The organism is Micrococcus lylae, assembly GCF_900163825.1.
Lineage (GTDB): Bacteria > Actinomycetota > Actinomycetes > Actinomycetales > Micrococcaceae > Micrococcus > Micrococcus lylae.
Genome location: NZ_FUKP01000069.1, coordinates 1 through 19,893 on the forward strand (window position 1 = coordinate 1; position 19,893 = coordinate 19,893).

19 protein-coding genes are annotated in these 19,893 nt (G+C 67.3%); 10 read left to right on the top strand and 9 right to left on the bottom strand.

Going from position 1 to position 19,893, the window contains the following annotated elements:
- Positions 1-36 precede the first annotated feature (36 nt).
- From FM125_RS10970 to FM125_RS10985, 4 genes are all read right to left on the bottom strand, one after another.
- A complete protein-coding gene (locus FM125_RS10970) occupies positions 37-456 on the bottom strand; it encodes an AlbA family DNA-binding domain-containing protein (protein ID WP_087134647.1) in 420 nt (139 codons plus the stop codon).
- A gap of 284 nt (positions 457-740) precedes the next feature.
- Positions 741-1,052 carry a GNAT family N-acetyltransferase gene (locus tag FM125_RS10975; RefSeq protein WP_087134648.1) on the bottom strand — a complete coding sequence of 104 codons (312 nt, stop codon included), beginning with the start codon at positions 1,050-1,052 and terminating at the stop codon, positions 741-743.
- Positions 1,053-1,378: 326 nt separating this feature from the next.
- Positions 1,379-2,344, bottom strand: coding sequence for a MarR family transcriptional regulator (locus FM125_RS10980; protein WP_087134649.1), 966 nt, complete (start codon positions 2,342-2,344; stop codon positions 1,379-1,381).
- Between the two features lie 86 nt (positions 2,345-2,430).
- On the bottom strand, positions 2,431-2,796 hold the full coding sequence (locus tag FM125_RS10985) for a serine/threonine protein phosphatase (RefSeq protein ID WP_087134650.1): 366 nt from the start codon (positions 2,794-2,796) through the stop codon (positions 2,431-2,433).
- Between the two features lie 198 nt (positions 2,797-2,994).
- Here FM125_RS10985 and FM125_RS10990 point away from each other — a divergent pair, with 198 nt between their 5' ends.
- Positions 2,995-3,270: a hypothetical protein gene (locus FM125_RS10990; protein ID WP_087134651.1), complete on the top strand. Its 276-nt coding sequence runs from the start codon at positions 2,995-2,997 to the stop codon at positions 3,268-3,270.
- A gap of 1,925 nt (positions 3,271-5,195) precedes the next feature.
- Positions 5,196-5,405 carry a hypothetical protein gene (locus FM125_RS11000; protein ID WP_087134653.1) on the top strand — a complete coding sequence of 70 codons (210 nt, stop codon included), beginning with the start codon at positions 5,196-5,198 and terminating at the stop codon, positions 5,403-5,405.
- A gap of 69 nt (positions 5,406-5,474) precedes the next feature.
- Here FM125_RS11000 and FM125_RS11005 read toward each other — a convergent pair whose 3' ends face one another.
- The 3 genes from FM125_RS11005 to FM125_RS11015 all read right to left on the bottom strand — a co-directional run bounded on the left by FM125_RS11005 (position 5,475) and on the right by FM125_RS11015 (position 8,420).
- On the bottom strand, positions 5,475-7,007 hold the full coding sequence (locus tag FM125_RS11005; protein WP_087134654.1) for an RNA-binding domain-containing protein: 1,533 nt from the start codon (positions 7,005-7,007) through the stop codon (positions 5,475-5,477).
- Positions 7,008-7,100: 93 nt separating this feature from the next.
- Positions 7,101-7,400: a GNAT family N-acetyltransferase gene (locus FM125_RS11010; RefSeq protein WP_087134655.1), complete on the bottom strand. Its 300-nt coding sequence runs from the start codon at positions 7,398-7,400 to the stop codon at positions 7,101-7,103.
- A 45-nt stretch (positions 7,401-7,445) separates the two neighbouring features.
- Positions 7,446-8,420, bottom strand: a complete 975-nt coding sequence (locus tag FM125_RS11015) for a helix-turn-helix transcriptional regulator (protein WP_087134656.1) — start codon at positions 8,418-8,420, stop codon at positions 7,446-7,448.
- Positions 8,421-8,527: 107 nt separating this feature from the next.
- Between FM125_RS11015 and FM125_RS11020 the strand changes: the two genes are divergently transcribed.
- Positions 8,528-9,073 (top strand): mycothiol transferase, encoded by a 546-nt coding sequence (locus FM125_RS11020; RefSeq protein WP_087134657.1) that lies wholly within the window; start codon positions 8,528-8,530, stop codon positions 9,071-9,073.
- Positions 9,074-9,185: 112 nt separating this feature from the next.
- On the opposite strand, the gene fabG is transcribed toward FM125_RS11020, so the two are convergent.
- Positions 9,186-9,953, bottom strand: coding sequence for a 3-oxoacyl-ACP reductase FabG (gene fabG, locus FM125_RS11025; protein WP_087134658.1), 768 nt, complete (start codon positions 9,951-9,953; stop codon positions 9,186-9,188).
- Between the two features lie 233 nt (positions 9,954-10,186).
- On the opposite strand from fabG, the gene FM125_RS11030 reads away from it, so the two are divergent.
- Positions 10,187-11,752 (top strand): alkaline phosphatase D family protein, encoded by a 1,566-nt coding sequence (locus FM125_RS11030; RefSeq protein ID WP_087134659.1) that lies wholly within the window; start codon positions 10,187-10,189, stop codon positions 11,750-11,752.
- An 11-nt stretch (positions 11,753-11,763) separates the two neighbouring features.
- Positions 11,764-12,612, top strand: coding sequence for a polysaccharide lyase family protein (locus tag FM125_RS11035; protein ID WP_087134660.1), 849 nt, complete (start codon positions 11,764-11,766; stop codon positions 12,610-12,612).
- A gap of 142 nt (positions 12,613-12,754) precedes the next feature.
- Here FM125_RS11035 and FM125_RS11040 read toward each other — a convergent pair whose 3' ends face one another.
- Entirely contained in the window at positions 12,755-14,050 is a 1,296-nt protein-coding gene (locus FM125_RS11040) for an ROK family transcriptional regulator (protein ID WP_087134661.1), read from the bottom strand.
- A gap of 126 nt (positions 14,051-14,176) precedes the next feature.
- Between FM125_RS11040 and FM125_RS11045 the strand changes: the two genes are divergently transcribed.
- The 5 genes from FM125_RS11045 to FM125_RS11065 are packed head-to-tail and all read left to right on the top strand — an operon-like array spanning position 14,177 to position 19,892.
- Positions 14,177-14,995: a sugar phosphate isomerase/epimerase family protein gene (locus FM125_RS11045; protein ID WP_087134662.1), complete on the top strand. Its 819-nt coding sequence runs from the start codon at positions 14,177-14,179 to the stop codon at positions 14,993-14,995.
- Positions 14,996-15,030: 35 nt separating this feature from the next.
- Positions 15,031-16,170, top strand: a complete 1,140-nt coding sequence (locus FM125_RS11050) for a substrate-binding domain-containing protein (protein WP_425435836.1) — start codon at positions 15,031-15,033, stop codon at positions 16,168-16,170.
- Positions 16,171-16,204: 34 nt separating this feature from the next.
- Complete coding sequence (locus tag FM125_RS11055; RefSeq protein WP_087134664.1) at positions 16,205-17,374, top strand: levoglucosan dehydrogenase; 1,170 nt, start codon at positions 16,205-16,207, stop codon at positions 17,372-17,374.
- Positions 17,375-17,433: 59 nt separating this feature from the next.
- Positions 17,434-18,912 (top strand): sugar ABC transporter ATP-binding protein, encoded by a 1,479-nt coding sequence (locus FM125_RS11060; RefSeq protein WP_087134671.1) that lies wholly within the window; start codon positions 17,434-17,436, stop codon positions 18,910-18,912.
- Between the two features lie 2 nt (positions 18,913-18,914).
- Positions 18,915-19,892: an ABC transporter permease gene (locus tag FM125_RS11065; protein ID WP_087134665.1), complete on the top strand. Its 978-nt coding sequence runs from the start codon at positions 18,915-18,917 to the stop codon at positions 19,890-19,892.
- The last annotated feature ends 1 nt before the right edge of the window (position 19,893 follow it).

A 19,893-nucleotide genomic window follows, 5' to 3' on the forward strand; every position in this document is an offset into this window, starting at 1 on the left:
TGACTCTCCTTCAGGACCTACATAACGGCCCTGCCACTAAGTCTGACGCGCGACATCTACGCTCAACGGTGGTTCGATCCCGTTCTGAATGCGGCCGGCCAGCAGGTCTGCATCCACAGGGCCGCCGTGGTCCCCCGTCGCCCCGACGACGGTGCTGTCGTCATCAACACCGACGAGGATCAGGCCCCCGGTTCCATTCGCCATGCAGACGACGGCCTGGTAGAGGTCGTCCTTCCCCATCCGTCGCTTGAACTCGACGTCCAGGGTCTCGCCCGCGGCGAGGAGAGGTCCAAGATCCATGCCATAAGTATCCATAATTATGGTGAACCGAACCAAGGGTGCTGACGTGTGCACCATAACTTTGAGCGACTGTGGGCAGGAGGCCTCCGAGGGCAGGAGCACGTTCTGCATCTCGAAGATCTCTGTGGGCGAAGACCGGATGTCCTCGTCGTCCACACGCTTGTCGCTGCCCCGTTGAAGCCCCGCGGTGCGGATCCAGGAAGGGCCCCTGAGCAGATCAGTGTGCTCAGTGAGCGCGTCACTTTACTCACTGAGGGGCTCACTACACTCAATGATGCCGAAGTGATGCCGTACCGGTCGTTTCGGGTGGCATCGCGTCGCGAACCAGGGCACGGACCGGCATGACTCCGGGCCATACGCGCGGTCTACCGTGGAGCACCCCTGCGTTGACCCGTCGACGACCTCGAGGCCGCACCCCGAGTCGTTCCCTCGTTGTTTCATCATTGACCGAACAGTTCGAAGCGGTCGACCTCGGGCAGGGCGCTGAAGACGTGGGCCATCAAGGCTGTCAGGATCGGGGCGGCAGGACCCGTGCCACGGTGGGCTTCGGTGAAGCGCAGGCCGAACACCGGGGTGGGGTCGTTGAGGTCGTCGAGGCGGACGAAGCCCACGCGGCCGTCCTTCGCGTGGTCGATCCAGAAGGACCGGTTGTCCTCGTCGCTGTAAGCGACGGCGGCGATGGCCTCCCGCGCAAGCGTGAGGGCCGCATGCTGGCGGCGCAGCCCGTGGTAGAGGATCTGCTTGTGATCCATGGGGTGATCCTGCTACAGATCAATAGGGCCGCGAACCCCCGCACGAGCTCGGCCACCCACTCCTGCGCGTCCAGGTGCACGTCGTGCCCCGCGCCGGGCACCTGCACATGCCGCGCATCCGGGCGCCGCCACCGCGTCTCGTCCAGCTCTCCGGCGGGCACGTACCCGTTCTCCCCGGTGATCAGCAGGGTTGGCGCGGTGACGTGCTCCCCATTCCTCCCACCGGGCCGCTCGTGGACGGGCAGCAGGGCGGCCTCCAGCACGTCGACGTCGCAGCGTGGCACCCAGCCGGCGTCCGTTTCCTCGAGCCCCTTGGCCCACCCCCGTCACCCCCGCCGGCCGGTACGCGCGGCGAACTCGTCCAGACAGGCGAGCACCTCGGTGGCCAGCCACACCCGGTTCCGACGCTGAGCGGACACGGACTGCAGAGCGCCGGCCTCGACAAGCTGGTCCACGGCCCGCTGGGCGGCCGGGCGCGAGACACCCAGCGCCTGGGCCAGATGGTCCACCGTCACCGCGGGTTGCGCGATGATCACCGCGAGCGCCCGCCAGACCGCTGCGTCCCGCCGGGCAGTGAGCCGCTCGCGCCAGCCGGTCAGGGTCTCGTCCAGGTCCGCGACGAGCTCTCGACCGTTGCCGACGGCGGCCACGGCGGCCTGCGCGAAGCGGCGCACGATGGGCGCGGGGTCGCCGTCGCGGTAGGCGGTGAGGGCGTCGAAGTATCCGGCCGTGTCCGTGAGAAGTCCCGCGGAGAGGGGGACCCCCATGCGGGTGATCGCGCCGGGCCGGGCATGCTCCTGACCGACCATGAGGGCATCATGGGCGGCCAGCAGGGCGGGCTCGTCCAGGTCGGCGGCCAGCCGGGAAGCAGCGCCCATGGCCCTCACGTTCGCCGCCACGAGCGCCGCGTTCGGGCGGGTGCGTTCGCCGAGGGTCGCCAAGGCGAGGGCTCGCGCGTCCGCCGTGATGTGCTCGATCTGGGAGGAGGACGCGGACTCAGTGCGCAGGAGCACCGCGTCGATCGGCGCGATCTCTCCCGTGAGCCCCGGGAGGGCGTGGCTGATCTCAGCGTCGAAGCGCACGACGGCGGCCGTCGCCTCCTCGACGTCGGTCGCCAGATCGGAGGGCAGGTTGAGCCCGAGGCGGGCGATGCGGGCCGGGAGCGCGGCTCGATACGGGCCCGACGCGCGCACGCGAGCGCGGCGGGTGAGGGCGCCGGCGTCGTCGGGGTCCGTGGTCCAGGGGCGCTCTTCCCAGCCGACGGCCGTGCTGATGGACTGATCCATGCCCATGCAGGCACGTTACGTAACGATATGAGCCTGACGTTACATAAAAGACTCGGGTAGGCACGGTTTGAGCGAGACCGGGCCCCACGCCCTCACTCCACCGGACACAGCCGGTCCGTGGGCAGGGCCAGGGTGACGCTCGCTGCGGGGTCGATCCTCTTGGCGACCTCCCCAGCGGCGCCGTCCACGGTTGGCGCGACGGTCACGTGCGTGCGCGTGACCTCTTGGATGCGCACCCTCAAGGGCTCGCCGATGCCGTCGGTCGGGTCGAGCAGCCAGTCCTCGGCGAGCGCGCGCAAGCCGACTGCGTCGAGGACGGCCTCGGCTTCGTCCAGTTCCATGGGCTCGCCGCGGCGTCTATGCAAGAGGTCGTGTGGCACGAAGAGGTCGTCGACCACCTCGATGTAGCCGACGTGCTCACCGTCGTCGGAGCGCAGGTGGTCGAAGATCGTGGACATGGCATCAGGATAGTGAAGCGAAAGAGAGTCGCACGACTCCGCTCACGCCCCTGGATACCGCGTCTGCCACTCCTCCGGTCGGCCCCGACGGAGATCCGATGGCCACCACCCAGCTGTCCATCCCGATATGGGGCAACTGGTGCGGGCCGGGCCACAGCGCACACATTCCATCCTCTTACCCCACGGACAATGGACGCCATGATGAGACAGCAGGTGGCCGTCGTCGTCGGCACGTCATTCTTCACCGTCGCCACCGGAGTCCTGGTTCTCCTGCTGATCACGGGCTCTCAGACGCCTCGGGAGACGATGGCCTTCTTCGCCCTGATCATCGGTTGCTACGCACTGTCCGCGCTCTGCTTCGCTGCGGCGAAACGCGTTCTGCTGGCACTGCTGTCCGGCGCGCTGGCTGTCGGCAGCTTCCCTCTCGCCCTGTTCTTCGGGTACGTCGTGGAGATGCTCCAGAGCCAGCAGTGACACCGCCCGGGGCGCGCGTCACCCGGGGCGCTCCGCGCAGATCTGATGCAACGCGGTGTCACCGCAGCCGCCCCGAATCGCCTGTGGGTCGCTGACATCACGTACTGCCGCACCATGACCGCGTGGGTGTACGCCGTGTTCATCATCGATGCGATCTCCCGCCGAGTCCTCGGACGGCAGTTGTCGACTTCATGGCGCACGGACCCGGACCGGCGGCCTTCGAAATGGCGTTGCGGACACATCAGCGCGCAGGACAAGACGTGGCCGGGCTGCGGCATCACAGCGATAAAGGCGGTCCAGTACGTCACTGTGCGATACACCCAGCGATTGGCCGAGGCCGGCACAGTCACCTCGGCTGGTCGAGTACAAGTACATCTACCATCGTGAGAACCCCGTGCCGAAGGCCACCGGCACGGCACTGACGAGCCTCTAACAAACCCGGGGCGATTCAGTTGTTGCCCTCAGCCAGCCTCGTCCAGCCGATGCCCTTGTGCTGAGCATCATGCAGCCAGACGGCGCCCACGAGCGTCGAGTTTCACCCATGCCTGGGCCGCTGATGCGGGCAGATGCCACGCGGGGTTCCTGGACGGCTCCACGGCCACCCACCATCCCGCAGCAACAGACCCCCACACCGTACCCGATCGCGTGGCCCCATGGAGAAGGCGCAACAGCGCCCGGGTCTCGGATCCCCCGCGCTCCGGAACCGCGTGTTCAACGAAGGCCACGGTCAGTCCGCGGTCACGGGCATCCGCCGACATCCCGCTCCACGCCTGCATGTGACTGAAGAGCGGCAACTGACGACGCACACGTCGGCGAGCGACCCCCGCCACCGTGCTGGCCAGAAGGAAGGCGAAGAAAGCTGCTGCCTGCACCAAGAACTCCCGAGTTGCGGGGTGAAAGGGAATGGCCTCTACCATGGACCACGCCTGCCGGCTCGTCCAGTACATCAACGGGGCGGAAACAATCCACGCAGTACAGGCCACCCAGTGCCTCGCGGGCAGGTAGGACCATGCGCCCAACCCTGTCAACAGCAGAACGAGGACCGCACTGTTCCCGAGTGACCCGCTCTCGGTCCCGGCGCCGCCCGGCCCCCATATGGCCAGTCCGATCAGCAACGCTACGCTCAGCGCCAGAAATACCCAGTGCAAGGGCGACCACCGACGCATCCAGGACCGCTGGTCCGCCTCAGTCCACCGGCACGGTTCTACCTGGACCACGCGCCCGGCACGGTCGAACTCGAGGCCGGGTGCCGCGTCGGAACGGAAGAGCTCCTCAGCGGACATGGCGCCCCTCCGCCGCTGTTTCGCGGAAGCTTCTCACCGGGTCCTGCATGACTGGTCCCTCTCTTTCCTCTCCAACCGGCACATCAACCGCATCCGCTTGCAGTGGATCACACCGCCCAGACACGTTTAGAGGGATCGACGGCCAACTCCCCTTCCGGTGCTCCCCGACAAATCGGCGAGAAGCTACTTCTTGGCCTTCACTCGAAGGCGGTTCGATGTCGAAACCGGGCCCGCAGAGCATCGAGGTTACCAATCAATCTACCCTGCCACTCGGCTGTCCAGCTCGAGGGTCGCGAGGCCGAACCGGCGGGCCAGTTCCGGCCACTGCAGGGCAGCCACACCGGAAACCATCATCGCGCCTTGGATTCACCTTCACGCGGCGAGGCGTGGAAGCGATGAGGGCGCGCCCGCGTCTCTGCCAACCGGTGCACCTCGGCAGGAACCAGGGCCCTCAGCCGGGAGCGCAGACGGGATGCCCGCGGCTAATCCACGAAGTCGCGTCCGCGGCATTCGCCCAGGCGGTTCGATGGGCCCATGTGCGGCCTGTTCCCGATATGCTCAGCGGCCACGGTCATGAAGCCCACGCGGGAAGAGTGCCGATATCGGGCCCGTTCACGCATATCTCGATGCTCGGAAGACTGGGTGCACCACTACCCCGACGCCCGGAACCAGGACGACGACGAGACCGAGTGGGTGCTGCCGGTGCGGTGGATCGACACCCGGCCCGAAAGCGAGGCGTACTGGGAGAAGGGCATGTTCGGCAACCAGAACAGCGCGTGCAAACTGCGTCAGGAGTTCACGCTGGCGCGACTGGCGGAGCACTTCGACACGGAAAGTGACAGATCAGACTGACACATCGACATCGCCAGTGTCACTTTCTACCTCAATGGACATGACGCCGGCACCGTCAGGAAGCAGCCGTCACCCCTCAGTCAACTGATAGCGCGTGTCCCGACGCCCTCGACCGCCGAGCATCACCACATGGCCTTCCTCGATCGGCAACTGCAGGGCGTAGCGCACCTGCCGCTCGGACAGTCCGGTCTCGTTCGCGAGTCGCTGGAGGGATGCCGCTCCCGCACGGCCCAGAGCGCTCAGCACAACGGCCTCATGCCGTGTGGGCGCAGAACTGCGCGGCACGGACGCGGGAGCCTTCTCGGTCTTGACACTCTCCGTCACATCATGGGGAGGCTCCGGACGATGACCCGCCTCGTCACCCCGCCGCCGCCACAGCAACGCCGTGAATTGAACTCCGCTGTCGATGAGCTGAGGCCGGCCCAGCCCCCGCGCTTCGGCAGCCTGGAACACCTCCCGGATTCCGCCGCCCTCCCCCTCGATGACAGAAGCACCGTCCGACGTCATCAGTTTCTTGGCGATCTGATACAGCCTCTGATTGACAGCCGCCTGAGCGTGATCGTCACTTTCCAACTGGGCCAGCGAGACGCCACGTAATCCGCCAGGACTCTGGATCAGCAGCTTCCGCTCGTCCAAGCGCACCTGGATGGACTTGCCCGCACCGAGAGTGTCCGGCCCCAGATCACGATGCACGAGAGCGTTGGCGAGCAGCTCCCGAATCGCGGTGAGGGGCAACTCGGCCTGGCGTTCCATGTGACCGTCGGACCGGTAGACCTGTTCCGTTCCCAGGTTCCGGCGCACCCAGCCCATCAGGTCCTCGAGCATCACGGGCACCGGGCCGGTGAAGTCCTCGAGGTTGCGGTTGCGAGGCTGCCCTTCGCCGTCACGGACCTGGACGGCCGCCGTCACGGTGAGGGCGGGGAACTGACCCTGCGGGTAATCGCCCAGGGCATAGAGGCCTGCCAGCGTCGGCTCACCAGAGGCGGTGAGGACGCTCGTGCGTCGGAGGATCTCAGCAGCGGGCCGGTCACGCAGACGCCGATCACGTTCCTGCACGGCATGGACGTACCCGTGCACGAGGTCGGGGACAAGGTCGTCCACGCTCGTTCCCACGGCAGGTTTGAGGTCGTAGTCGACGCGCTCGTCCGCGTGGAGGCGCGCGACATCGAGCATGCGCAGCTCATGGGGATGCATGACGTAGTCACCATCGGACTGACGGAGGTAAGCCTGCCCCCGCCAGGTGGCGGGCTTGTCGGCCAGCCGCAAGGGTGCCACATGGACGACGAGGACCTGCTTCCCCTCTACCGTGAACTCCTGAGGGACGAGCTGAGGACTCGGGGTCAGCGCCTCGCGAGTCTGAGTGACGATGCCGGCCTCCACTGCGGCGACGTCGGACAGGCCGGTGACCTCGAAGGCTCCGTCGGCTTCGTCCACACCGAGGATGATCGTGCCGCCGTTGGGCATGTTGGCGAAAGCGCAGATGGTGTCAGGCATTGAGGGGACACCGCCGGCGGCACGCTTGACCTCGACGGACGTCGTGTCGCCGCGACGGACCCGCAGGGCGGCGAGCGTGTCGATCAGATCGTCAATGGACCAGTGCATAGTGCCAAAGTGTAAGTGTGACGCTGTCAGTTTGAAAGTGACACCGTGACACGAGCGGAACCGTCACCCGCAGGCCGACGAGTCCGACATTCCTCACCCCCGCCCGCGATGCTCCGAAGCGAGCATGGCGTAGGTGACGCCGTCGATCCACCCGCGGGTGAGGTGCAGCGACTCCTCCCGGAACGTGGCCTCGTGACGCAGCCCCACCTTCTCCATCACCCGCCGGCTGGCCGCGTTGTCCGCGAACGCATTCGCCTCCACGCGGCGCACCCCCAGCCCGGTGAAGGCGATCTCCAGTAGGGCGCCGGCGAGCTCGGTGCCGTAGCCCTGCCCCGCGCGGTCCGGATCGATGGTCCAGCCGATCGCCGCCAGCTCGAACGAGGGCGTGGACATGCGTTCACGATAGTGGGCGGCCCCTGACCTCGCCGCGCGGCGGCCTCACCCGACCCCGCCGTTCGCGCTGCGCGTCAGCCTGCGGGCAAGCCGCGACACGGCGTCGACCACCTCCTGATCCCCCACCACGGTGAAGTCGTGCTCCAGCATGGCGAGCCAGCGGGCGGCGCCGTCGGGGTCGTCCGCCCCGGTCCGGAACTCCGTCTTTCCGTCCTCGAGGGGGCGGAGATGCCCGGCCAGGCGCGGCAGGTGGGCGGCCACCTCCTCGAACGGGGCGTGGATCCGAACGGTGACCTCGTGCCGCCACGCCGACGGCGGGGCGGGCTCGTCGAGCCGGGCGAGGACCTCCTCTGCCCCGGGCCGCGGGACGAACCGCCACGTCCCCACCGCCGGCTCACGCAGCCGATCCAGCCGGAACGTGCGCCAGTCCTCCCGGTCCAGGTCGAACGCCACCAGCACCCACCGGCCGTGCACGGGGACCAGCCAGTGCGGCTCCACCCGCCGCTGCGTCGAAGCCCCGCGCCGGTCCGTGTAGACGAAGGTGAGGCGGAGGCTTCTGCGGATGGCGTCCGCGCAGGTCAGCAGGTCCGCCGGATCCAGGGACTCGGCCGCATCGGGACCGGGCGGGGTGCCCGCCTCGAAGGCCGCTCGCAGGCCCCGCAGTCGCTCCCGGATGCGGGCGGGAGTGACGGCGTCGATGGTGCCCAACGCCCTCAACGCGGCCTCGGCGTGGGGACTGCCGCCGTCGCCGGCCACGCGGGTCAGCGCAAGCGTGACCGCCACAGCCTGCTCCTCGTCCAGGGTGAGCGGGGGCAGCGCCCCGCCGCGGCCCAGGCTGTACCCGCCACCGGAGCCGGCGCCGGCGTCCACGGTGTACCCGAGCTGCCGGAGGCGGCCGACGTCGCGGCGAAGCGTCCGGGCGGTCACGCCGAGTTCGGCGGCGAGGTCCTCGCCGCGCCAGAAGGGGCGGGCCTGCAGGAGGCTGAGCAGGGAGAGTGCTCGGGTGGTCGGATCGGTCACGGGACCATCCTCACTCAACATCGCGGACAGGATCTGCCCTCGGAACCCGGGACGCTGGAGGCATCGCCCGGGCCCGCCGGGTGCCGACCTTCCCAGGAGGTATCACCATGGGTTTCCTGACCCCGAACGCCGCCGGAGAGCATGCCGTGCTGCGCACCTTCGCCCTGCAGCAGCTCGCCCAGATGCGGACCACCGTCGCCGGTCTCACCGACGAGCAGGCTCACGCCGCCCCCACCGTCTCGGAGCTGAACCTCTCCGGCCTGTTGCTGCACACCGCCGCCGTGGGCGTCTACTGGTCCGCCAGCGCGGCGGCGGCACCCGGGCAGCCGGAACTTCCGGAGGAGATGCGTGAGGACATGTCCCTGGACGCGGCGATCGCGGACCGCCGGCCCCTGGCCGACGTCGTCGCCCACTTCGACCGGTGCGTGGCACTCACGGAGGCCAACATCGACGACGTCACGGACCTGGACGCGCTGGTCCCCGTGCCGCCGGCGCCCTGGCACCCCGAGAACCTCACGCACTGGGAGGCGCGCTGGTGCCTGGCGCACATCGCCGCGGAGGTCGCCCGCCACGCCGGTCACGCGGACATCATCCGGGAGACGCTGGACGGCAAGGGCGCGTTCGAGCTGAACGGAGACGCCGGCCACGACTGAGCAGACCGGGCACCGCCGACCAGCGTCGCGACGTCCAGCATCGCCGGGATCCCGAGGACCGCGGCCGGCAGGGCCGCGGCCGCCGAGGCGATCCCGGCGACGGCGGGAATGCTCAGATGCCCTCGAGAGCCGCGGGCTCCTCAGGAAGGATCTGGCCGCCGTCGACGACGATGCCCTGACCGGTGACATAGCGGGCACCGTCCGAGGCGAGGAACGCGACGGCGGCGCCGATGTCCTCGGGTTCGCCGAGGAAGCCGGCGGGCACGGACTTGGCCATGTCGTCCAGGTACTCCTGACCCATGGCCTCCAGCCCCGGGGTGACGATGTTGCCCGGCAGCACGGCGTTGACGGTGACGCCCTTGCGGGCGAGCTCGATCGCAGCCGAGCGCACGAAGCCCATCTGGGCGGCCTTGGTGGCGCCATAGTGGGACCAGGCCGGATAGCCGGTGTAGTTGCCGGTGATCGAGCTGGTGACCACGATCCGACCCCGCCCGGAGGCGATGAGCTCCGGCAGGGCGGCCTGCACAGCGTGGATGGTGCCCTTGACGTTGATGTCGAAGATGAGGTCGATGTCCTCGTCCGTCATCTCCTCGATCGAGGACTGCGGGTAGACGCCGGCATTGGAGGCGAGCACGTCCAGCCCGCCGAACTCCGCGACGACGTCGGCGACGACCTGCGCGCACGCCTCACGGTCGCGGACGTCCAGGACGTGGGCGGAGAACCCGGCCTCTCGGGCCTGGGCGCACTCCTGGTCGGTGAGTCCGGTGACGGCGACCTTCGCGCCGTGCTCCCTCAGCTGGCTGGCGATGCCGAAGCCGATGCCCAGCGTGCCTCCGGTGACGAGGGCGGTGCGGCCGGCGAGCAGTGCGGTGGCGGTCATGGCAGGGTCCTCCAGAACGTCGGTGCGGGTGGGGGCGGGGCGGCGGACGCTGACGGGGCGCCGGTGCTGCTCCGCCGCTGTCGAGCCTAAGCCGGGGTCCGCGCAATGCCCAGGCCGGTCCCGTCCTGTTCTCGAGAGGCCACCGCATGTTCCGCCGCCGTTCACACCAGGGCCCTACGGTGCCACGTGTTGCCCGCCCCGGGCTGCTCGAGACGCACGGATGAAAGGCCACGATGTCCTCTCCTTCCCCGACCCTCAGCCGCCGCCGCCTGCTCGGCCTCAGCGGAGCGAGCGCCGCCGTCCTCGCCCTCGGGGTCAACGCGCCGGACGTCGCCTCCGCGGACCCACTGCCGCATCGGGAGAACCTGTTCGGTCTCGGCGTCGCCAGCGGTTACCCACGGGAGGACGGTGCCGTGCTGTGGACCCGGTTGGCGCCGGAGCCGCTCGCGGAGGACGGGCACGGCGGCATGCCGCTGCGGTCCGCTCCGGTGAAGTGGGAGGTGTCCGAGACCCGGGATTTCCGGCGGATCGTCAAGCGCGGCACGGCCCTGGCGCAGCCGGAGTTGGCCCACTCCGTGCACCCGCGGGTCGAGGGGCTGAAGGCCGCAACGGACTACTTCTACCGCTTCTCGGTGGGGCCGCAGAAGAGCCCGGTGGGACGCTTCCGCACCCTTCCGGCTGCCGGGGCAGCGACCGAGCGCTTCACCGTCGGGATGATCTCCTGCCAGGCCTGGTACCACGGCCACTTCGCCGCGCACCGCCACCTGGCGCAGGAAGAGGACCTGGACCTCACCGTCTTCCTCGGCGACTACATCTACGAGTACGGCATCACCGCCGCGAACCTGTGGCGTCAGGGAGCCGAGGTCACCCCCGCGCACGCCGTGGAGATCGAGACCCTCGAGCAGTACCGGCTGCGGTATGCCCTGACGAAGTCGGACCCGCATCTGCAGGCGCTGCACGCCCGCGCAGCCGCCGTGGCCATCTGGGATGACCACGAGGTGCAGAACGACTACGTGGCGTCGGAGTCGTCCACCGGCATCCCCGCCGAGCTGTTCGCACACCGCATCGCCGTCGCCTACCGGGCCTTCTACGAGAACCTGCCCGTGGACATCGACGCCCTGCCGCAGGGGCCGGAGTCGGACATCCTGGCCGGGCTCGAGGTCGGTTCTCTGGCTCGGATCACGCTCATGGACACCCGCCAGTTCCGGGACGCCCCGCCGGTGGATGAGGCGGACCGGGTGCGGGAGGACCGCACCATGCTGGGCGCGGCCCAGGAGCGGTGGGTCACCGAGCGGCTGCGCACATCCCAGAGCCGGTGGAACGTGCTGGCCGGCGGGGTCGTGCTCGCGCCGATCACCGACGACCGCACTGACCAGTGGGACGGGTACCCGGCCGCCCGGCGTCGTCTGCTGGCGGAGATGAGGCGTGCAGGAAACGCCGTGATGCTCACCGGGGACATCCACAAGCACGTGGCCGCGGAGCTGCGCGGCGAGGCGGCGGGTCTGCCGGCCGGGCCGGCCGGGCCGGCCGGGCCGGCCGGCGTCGAGCTGGTGACGACGTCCGCGGCCTCCGACGGCGACGGCGCGAAGACGGACAAGTACACACCGGACTGGGTGCAGCACGACTACGTGCGCCACTACGACGGGCGGCGCGGCTACCTGCACCTGAGGTTCACACCGGAGCAGCTGACGTCCTCGTTCTGGATCGTGCCGTGGGTGGAGTCGGACGACACCGCGCCCAAGGAGCTCAGCGCCCGCTTCATCACCCCCGCCGGCACCAGCCGCCTGATCGAGGACTGAGGAGAGCACCGATGAGCAAGAAGCCGCAGACCGTCACGGACGTGGCCACCACCGGCGCCGTCTCCCGCGTCGAGCTGACCTGGACGCCCCTGCCGTGGGAGCCGCTGATCGACCACTACCGCGTGTACGCCCTGCCGACCACCGGCAGGCACGCAAAGCCCGACGAGACGCACCTGGTCGGCAAGACCGTGTATCCGCGCTTCGTGCACCACGGCCTCGACCCCGCCGGGGAGGCCTTCCGGTACGTCATCGTCGCGGTGTCCGACGCCGGCCGGCGCGGCCGTCCGTCGTCTGCGGTGGTGGGCGAGTCCCAGGCCTCCGTGACCGCGACCGGCCGTGAGCTGGCGCGGATCGGCGAGTTCGACGGGAAGTCGCTCGAGCTGCGCTTCTCCCCCGCCGAGTACGGGCAGATCCCGAAGGCCTACCCGACGGCCGTGATCGACTACGTCCAGGGCGTGGACACCCCCGCCGAGGCGTGGCCGTACCTGCTGCCGGGTCCGGGCGACGCCTGGGCCGGCCGGAAGACCTACCGCACCCGGTGGACGGTGCCCCTCGACGCCGCCCCGCGGCGTGACGTCGACCTGGCCCTGTGGTTCGTGGACACCACGCGACTGGGCGGACGTCTCGACGTGGCGGTGAACGGGCACGACGTGCGGTCCGTGGAGCTGGCGAAGGGTGCGACGCGCGGCTCCCGCGAGGGCGACGCGACGCTGCCCGGATCCACGCTGGTGCGCTCGCGTCACGAGTTCGCACTGCCGGCCGGGGCCCTGACCGCCGGCGAGAACGTTGTGGAGTTCACCCTCGCCGAGGGCGGCTGGGTGGCCTGGGACGCGCTGGGCCTGTACGAGCGGAGGTCCTGAGGCGGCCGGGGAGACGTGCTTGGCCGTGCGGGGCGGTGGCGCCGGCAGGAATTCGTTACTCACGGCGTCTGGGCGAAAGGCCATGACTTTCGTGTGCCGATCCGCGCCGCCCTGTCATCCATGAGGATGAGAGCTCCACGCGCTAAACGGAACCAGTCCCACTGTGCAACTCCTCCACACTTCGTGGTGGCCCATGAGTGATGAGCCGCTGGAATGTGGCCGGATCAAAGAGCTCATCGAGTGCCAGGTGGGCCGCGCCGATGACTCCGCCCTCGCCGGTGCTGTTCAGATGAGCCGGGCGGATGACCAGATCCCGCGTGGCCAGGGGTAGGGAACGCTGATAGACAGTCTCACGGATACTCGCCAACAACTGCCCGCCACTTGAAACGACGCCTCCGCCCATCAGAATGATCGACGGGTTGAAGAAGTTGACGAGTGTCGAGAGGACAGAACCGATGGTCTTGCCGCTGCGTGTGAGGGCTTCCACCGAGAAGTGATCACCACTGCGAGCGGCGACGGTGACATCGCGGGCTGTGACGTTCCCCGTCTCGGCGAATCGTCTCTGGAGGATAGGGCTGCGACCGTTCTGTGCGGCGCGCACCCCCTGGAGAGCCAGTGCGCCGCCGCCGGCAATGGCCTCGAGGCAGCCATACTTGCCGCAACGACACGCCACGTTTTCGGCCTCCGCCACGGCTACGTGGCCGATGTCTCCGGCGCTGCCTTGCGCACCGCGGTGTAGCCGTCCGGTCGAAACGAGCCCCGCACCGATGCCGGTGCCGACCTTGACGTAGATGAAGTCCTGCCCCCTGAGTTCCCGCTTGGATCTGAGCTCACCGAGGGCCAGCACGTTGACATCATTGTCAACCCATACGGGTGCCTGGAACGCGGCCGTGAGTCGCTCTCGAACGGGGTAGTTGTTCCATCCGGGCATGATCGGCGGTTCAATCGGGCACCCCGTGGCGTATTCGACGGGGCCAGGTAGCCCTACCCCGACGCCCCAGACATCCCTTTGCGAAAGACGTGCCTCAGCCAGCATGTCCTTGAGCACCGTCTCCACCCGGGACAGCACAGGCTCGGGTCCCGATGCGATCTCACAAACTGCATTGCGCAGGGCCAGCACGCTGCCATCCAGGTCCGTGACGCCGACCGTGAACGAGGTGGCTCCGAGCTCCAAGCCGAGGATGAGCCCGGCTGACGCGTTCAAGCGCAACAGCCTGGGATTACGTCCACCGGTCGACTCCCCGTACTCGCCCTCCATCACCAGACCTGCTTCCTGCAGGGCGGTGAGGCGCTGGGTGAGAGCGGTGCGGCCCAACCCCGTCTTGGTTGCCAGGTCTGGCCGGCTCTGGGGCCCGTCTCGACGGATGAATTCCAAGGTGAGGGCAGCGCTTCGGGCAAGGTTGGCGTCCGTGCCGGACAACAGAGCGCGACTGGGCATGCTTCTACCCAACACCCAATTGGGCCGAACGGCAGGTAGACACCCTTGACTTCTGTCTATGAGCGGCAATAGTCTGCACGCGAAGAAAACATCACGTGAGTGCGGTCACACCTCAAGGAGCAGACAGTGAAGTTGGCATACCACTCGATCACGTGGGGCGGAGTCATCGGCGACCCCACCGGCGTCACGAGCATCAAGGACCTCTACTACCGCTCAGCGGGGACGGCGACCGACTCGTTCGCCCCCATCCAGCAGGCCGGATACTCCGGGGTGGAGATGTTCGAGGGCAACCTCCACGACTTCTCCTCCAACTTGGGAGAGCTCCAGTCCAGGCTCTCCGACCACGAACTCGACTTGGTCAGCGTTTACACCGGAGGAAGCTTCATCTACGCGGACGCGCTTGAGGATGAGCTGCACAAGGTCCGCTCGACGGCCGAACTCGCCGCGGCGGCCGGGGCCGGTCACCTTGTCCTGGGTGGTGGCGCTATTCGGGCCAAGGGCATCCGCGACGATGACTACAAGCGGCTTGGTGGTGCGTTGGACACCGTGGCAGAGATCGCCGCCAGCAACGGCCTGCGCGCATGTTTCCACCCGCATTTGGGCACGATCGTGCAGTCCCCCGAACAGTTGCAGACCGTTTTCGCGGAGACAGGCATCGGCTTCTGCCCCGACACCGCCCACCTGGCCGCCGGCGGTGGGGACCCGGCCGAAGCCGTGCGCAAGTACTCCGACCGCCTCACGCTGGTGCATTTGAAGGACTACGACTCCACCAGCGGTCGCTTCCTTCCACTGGGTGATGGGGAGTTGAACTTCAGGGACATTCTCGATGCAGTCCAGGAGGCGCACTACGACGACTGGCTGGTCGTGGAGCTGGACTACTACGATGGCGATCCGACCGAAGCTGCTCAGCGAAGCCGCCAGTACCTGAGAGGGCTCGGACTGTGAGCCACCGAGCCCGTCTGGCGGCGGCAGCCAGCTTGGTGACCTTGACGATCTCCCTGACGGCATGTGCCCCCGCCACCGAGAACAGCGCATGCCTGCTCCCCGACCATGCCCCGGCCCAGGAAGCCCTCGCGGACCTGGAGGGTGAAGTCCTCAGCAAGGGACCCCAGGGGGAAGATCCGGTCTCCGCCGACACCTTGGAGTTGACTGACGACGAGGTCAACCAGGTCAAGGCGAAGAAAGCCACCGCGGCCATCGTCATGCACTACACCGGCGACGACTGGACGGCCGCACAGCTCAACGGGCTGAAAACACGGTTCTCCGAACTCGGCATCGAGGTCATCGGAGTCACCGACGCCGGCCAGGATCCGAGCAAGCAGGTCTCGGACATCGAGAACATGATCGCCCGCAAGCCCGACATCATGATCTCGATCCCCACAGATGCCGTGGCAACGGCCGGTGCTTATCGCCGGGCTGCCGAAGCCGGGATCGACCTGGTGTTCATGGACAACATTCCGGCGGGCTTCGAAGCAGGCGAGGACTACATCTCCGCAGTTTCCGCCGACAACTACGGCAACGGCGTCGTCGCCGCACATCTGATGGCCCAGGCACTGCAGGGTCAGGGGAACATCGGGGTAATCAAGTACGGGGTCGACTTCTTCGTGACGAATCAGCGTTACGAGGGGTTCACCGAAACCATCCGAAACGAATACCCGGGGATCAAGATCATCGACGAGCGAGGCATCTCCGGTTCGGACCTTGCCGGAGAGGCACAGAACGCCGCCAATGCGATGCTCCTGCGACACCAGGATGACATCGACGGTCTCTGGGGTGTCTGGGACGTGCCCACCGAGGGGATCATGGCCGCCGTGCGTACCGCCGAACGCGGTGACGTCAAGATCACCACTGAGGATCTCGGCTTAAACGTGGCGATCTCCATGGCCCAGAACAGCGGCGTGGCCGGGCTGGGCGCTCAACGCCCCTACGACCAAGGTGTGGCCGAGGCGACCTTGGCTGCCTACGGACTGCTGGAGAAAGACGCACCACCCTACGTAGCCCTCGCCGCCCTGCCGGTGCACCACGGCAATCTGCTGGATGCCTGGCAGGACATCTACCACCAGGAGGTTCCTGAGGCCATCCAGGAGTCCTTCCTCGAATGCACCCCGCCCACGAGCTGACATCTGAGTCAATCCAAGAAACGGAGCAACAACAATGCAAGAGCTGAAGATCGCCATCATCGGAGCCGGATTCATGGCCAAGGCGCACTCCATGGCCTACGCGACCATGCCGATGTTCTTCTGGCCAGCCCCGGCCCGACCGGTGCGGGAATTGCTGATCGATGTGAACGAGGACTCCGCTGCAGACGCTGCGGCCCGCTATGGGTGGAACCGTTCGGGCACGGACTGGCGCGAGGCCGTCGAGGACCCGAACATCGACGTGATCGACATCGCCACTCCGAACCATCTGCACGCAAAGATTGCCATCGCCGCTCTTCAGGCCGGTAAGCACGTGATTTCCGAGAAGCCTCTGGCACGCGGTGCCGAAGAAGCCAAGGCTGTGTACGAGGCGGCACAGGCCTCGGACCGGACCACTATGGTCGCTTTCAACTACCGCCGCACCCCTGCCATCACCTACGCCAAGAAGCTCATCGACGAAGGGCGCATCGGTAAGATCCTCAATTTCCGCGGCACTTACCTTCAGGACTGGTCGGCCAGCCCGGATTCCCCTCTGTCCTGGCGTTTCCGCAAGGACGTGGCCGGTAGCGGCGCCCTGGGTGACATCGGCACCCATGTCGTGGACATCGCACGGTACCTGGTGGGCGAGGTCAGCGCGGTCAGCGCCCAGGCCCGCACCTGGATCACGGAGCGGCCGGTGCCCAGCGGCACCGTCGACAAGCTCGGTGCCGGCGGTGACGCCAACGCCCCGAAGGACACCGTCGACGTCGACGACGAGGTCATGACCATGCTCCGCTTCGATAACGACGCCATTGGCAGCATCGAAGCCACCCGCAACGGCTGGGGCCGGAACAACTTCCTGACCTTCGAGATTCACGGCACCGAAGGCTCCATCACCTTCGACTACGAGAAGCGAGACCAGCTGCAGGTGGTCTTCGCCTCCGATGATCCTGCCGAGCGAGGCTTCCGCACGATCTACACCGGCCCCGCCCACCCCCACGGCGATGCACTGTGGCCGATCCCCGCCCTGGGCATCGGATACGGCGAAACCAAGATCATCGAGACCCACGATCTCTTCCACGCCATCGTCAACGGCACCCCAGCCAGCCCCAACTTCGCCGATGGCTACCAGATCGAGAAGATCGCCGACGCAATCCTGGAGTCCTCCAACAGCGGACAGTGGGTGACCGTGGACGGGCTGAAGTAATCATGTCGAGCACAGCCGTGGCCCCTTCTTCACCTGCGACGAGGACCGTCGCCGTGTCAATGCAGGGCATCGAAAAGGCCTTCGACGCGAACCGGGTGTTGAAGGGAGTGGACTTTGAAGTGCTGGCCGGTGAGGTCCACACCCTCGCTGGGGAGAACGGCGCCGGCAAGTCCACGCTCATGAAGATCCTGCAAGGCGTATATAGCGCAGATGCAGGGGAGATCAGTGTGGACGGGCGTCCGGTGACCATCGATTCCCCGATCGCTGCCCGCGAGGCGGGGGTGGGCATGGTCTTCCAGGAGTTCAGCCTGGTCCCCACCTTGAGCGTTGCCCAAAACGTCTTCCTCAACCGTGAACCCCGAACCTCCCTGGGGCTGATCGATGAGGAGGCCATGGAGCGTGAGACGGAGAAGATCTTCGAGACCTTCCAGTTGCCGATCGACCCCAGAGCCTCCCTCGACCGGCTGAGCACGGCGTACTGGCAGCTGACCGAGATCGCTAAGGCCATCTCTCAGGATGCCCGGGTGCTCATTCTCGATGAGCCGACCGCGAGCTTGTCGAAGAAGGAATCCGAGATTCTGTTCGCGCTGATCAAGAGATTGACATCCCAGGGGATGGGCATCGTCTACATCTCTCACCGGATGGAGGAGATCTACCGGATCACCGACCGGATCACCGTCATGCGCGACGGTGCCGTGGCGCTGACGGACTACGCCGAGAACATCTCCCCGGAAGATCTCGTCGAGGCCATCATCGGTCGTCGGTTGGAGAATGCGCTGACCTACGAGGCCCATGACGTGGACCGATCGGGGACTCCACGGCTGGAGGTGAAGGGGCTGTCCACGGATCGCGGTTTGGAGGACATCTCCTTCACCGTCCACCCCGGCGAAGTCATCGGACTAGCCGGCCTGATGGGCTCAGGCCGCACGGAGATTGCGCACGCTCTTTTCGGCATCGACAAGCATCGCAGCGGAGAGATCCTCATCGACGGCGAGCCGGTCTCCATCACGACGCCGATCTCGGCAATCGAAGCCGGATTCGCTCTCGTGCCTGAGGACCGCCGTGAACAGGGCCTGGTGCTCTCGCACAGCGTCCGCGACAACCTCCTTCTGCCGCTGTTGGATCGATTCCGCCGAGGCCCGCTCATAGACGAGCGGCGCTCACGACGGTTCGGTTCCGAGGTGCTGAAGAAGTTCGAAGTGAAAGGTGCGAGTCCCGACCTCGAGATTCGGCTGCTCTCCGGGGGCAACCAACAGAAGGTCGTCCTCGGCCGTTGGGTCTCGACCGACCCCAAGATCCTCATCCTGGACGAGCCGACGGCCGGCATCGACATCGGTACGAAGGGCGAGGTCATCGCGCTGATTCGAGAACTATCCCGAACCGGCACATCGGTGATCCTGATCTCCTCGGAACTCACCGAGCTGTTAGCCGTCAGCGACCGCATCCTGGTCCTCCGCAAGGGCCACCTCCAATCCACCCTGGACCGCTCCGAGATCGAAGACGAAGAGTCGCTCCAATTGACCATTCAGGGAGTCTGACCATGTCCACCTCCGCCCCCACTTCAGCCCCCGCACACGCGAGCGCTCCAGCCCGCAAGCGCTCGGTGGATTGGCGCGATTACATCATCTACATCGGCCTGGTCCTGGTGTACGGAATCTGCGTCCTCTTCTTGCACGACTCTGGCTTCGCCACCGTGGAGAACCTGCTGAACATCTTCCGTCAGACAGCCATGATCGCCTTCATGGCTGTGGCGGTCACATTCGTGATCGCCGCCGCGGAGATCGACCTGTCCGTCGGCGCCGTCGCAGGACTGGCAAGTGTCACGGCAGCCATGGGTGTAGCCGCTGGCGGCCCGATCGTCGGCGCCCTGGCAGGGATCGGCACCGGCGTGCTCGTCGGATTGATCAATGGCAGCCTGGTTGCCTTTGCCCGGATTCCCTCGTTCCTTGTCACCCTAGGCATGATGGGTATCGCTGCGGGCGCGGCCATGTGGATCACCGGCTCCGCCCCTCAGCCGATCCTCTCCTCCGGGTTCAACGCCTTCTTCGGCGGTGGGTCCATCGGCCCGATCCCGTCCCTGCTCATCTGGGTCGTCATCGCCACCGTCCTCGGGGCAACCGTCATGCACCGCACCGCCTACGGTCGTCGGGTGCTGGCCACCGGCGGTAACGAGCTGGCCGCGATCTACAGCGGTGTGCGCACGCGTCGAATCATCTTCAGTGTCCTCATGGCCTCGGCCGTGGCCGCCTCGATCGCGGGCATGCTCTACGCCGGACGCCTGGAATCCGGCCGCTACCAGTGGGGCACCGGCGACGAACTGTCGGTCATCGCAGCGGTCATCCTCGGCGGGACCAGCCTGTTCGGCGGCCGTGGAGCTGTCGTCGGATCCGTGATCGGGGCGCTGTTGATCGGTGTGATTAACAACGGTCTGGTGCTGGCGGGTCTGGACACCAGTCAACAGAACATCGTCCGCGGCGTGATCATCATCCTCGCCGTGGCCCTGGGTCGAAAGAAGTAAC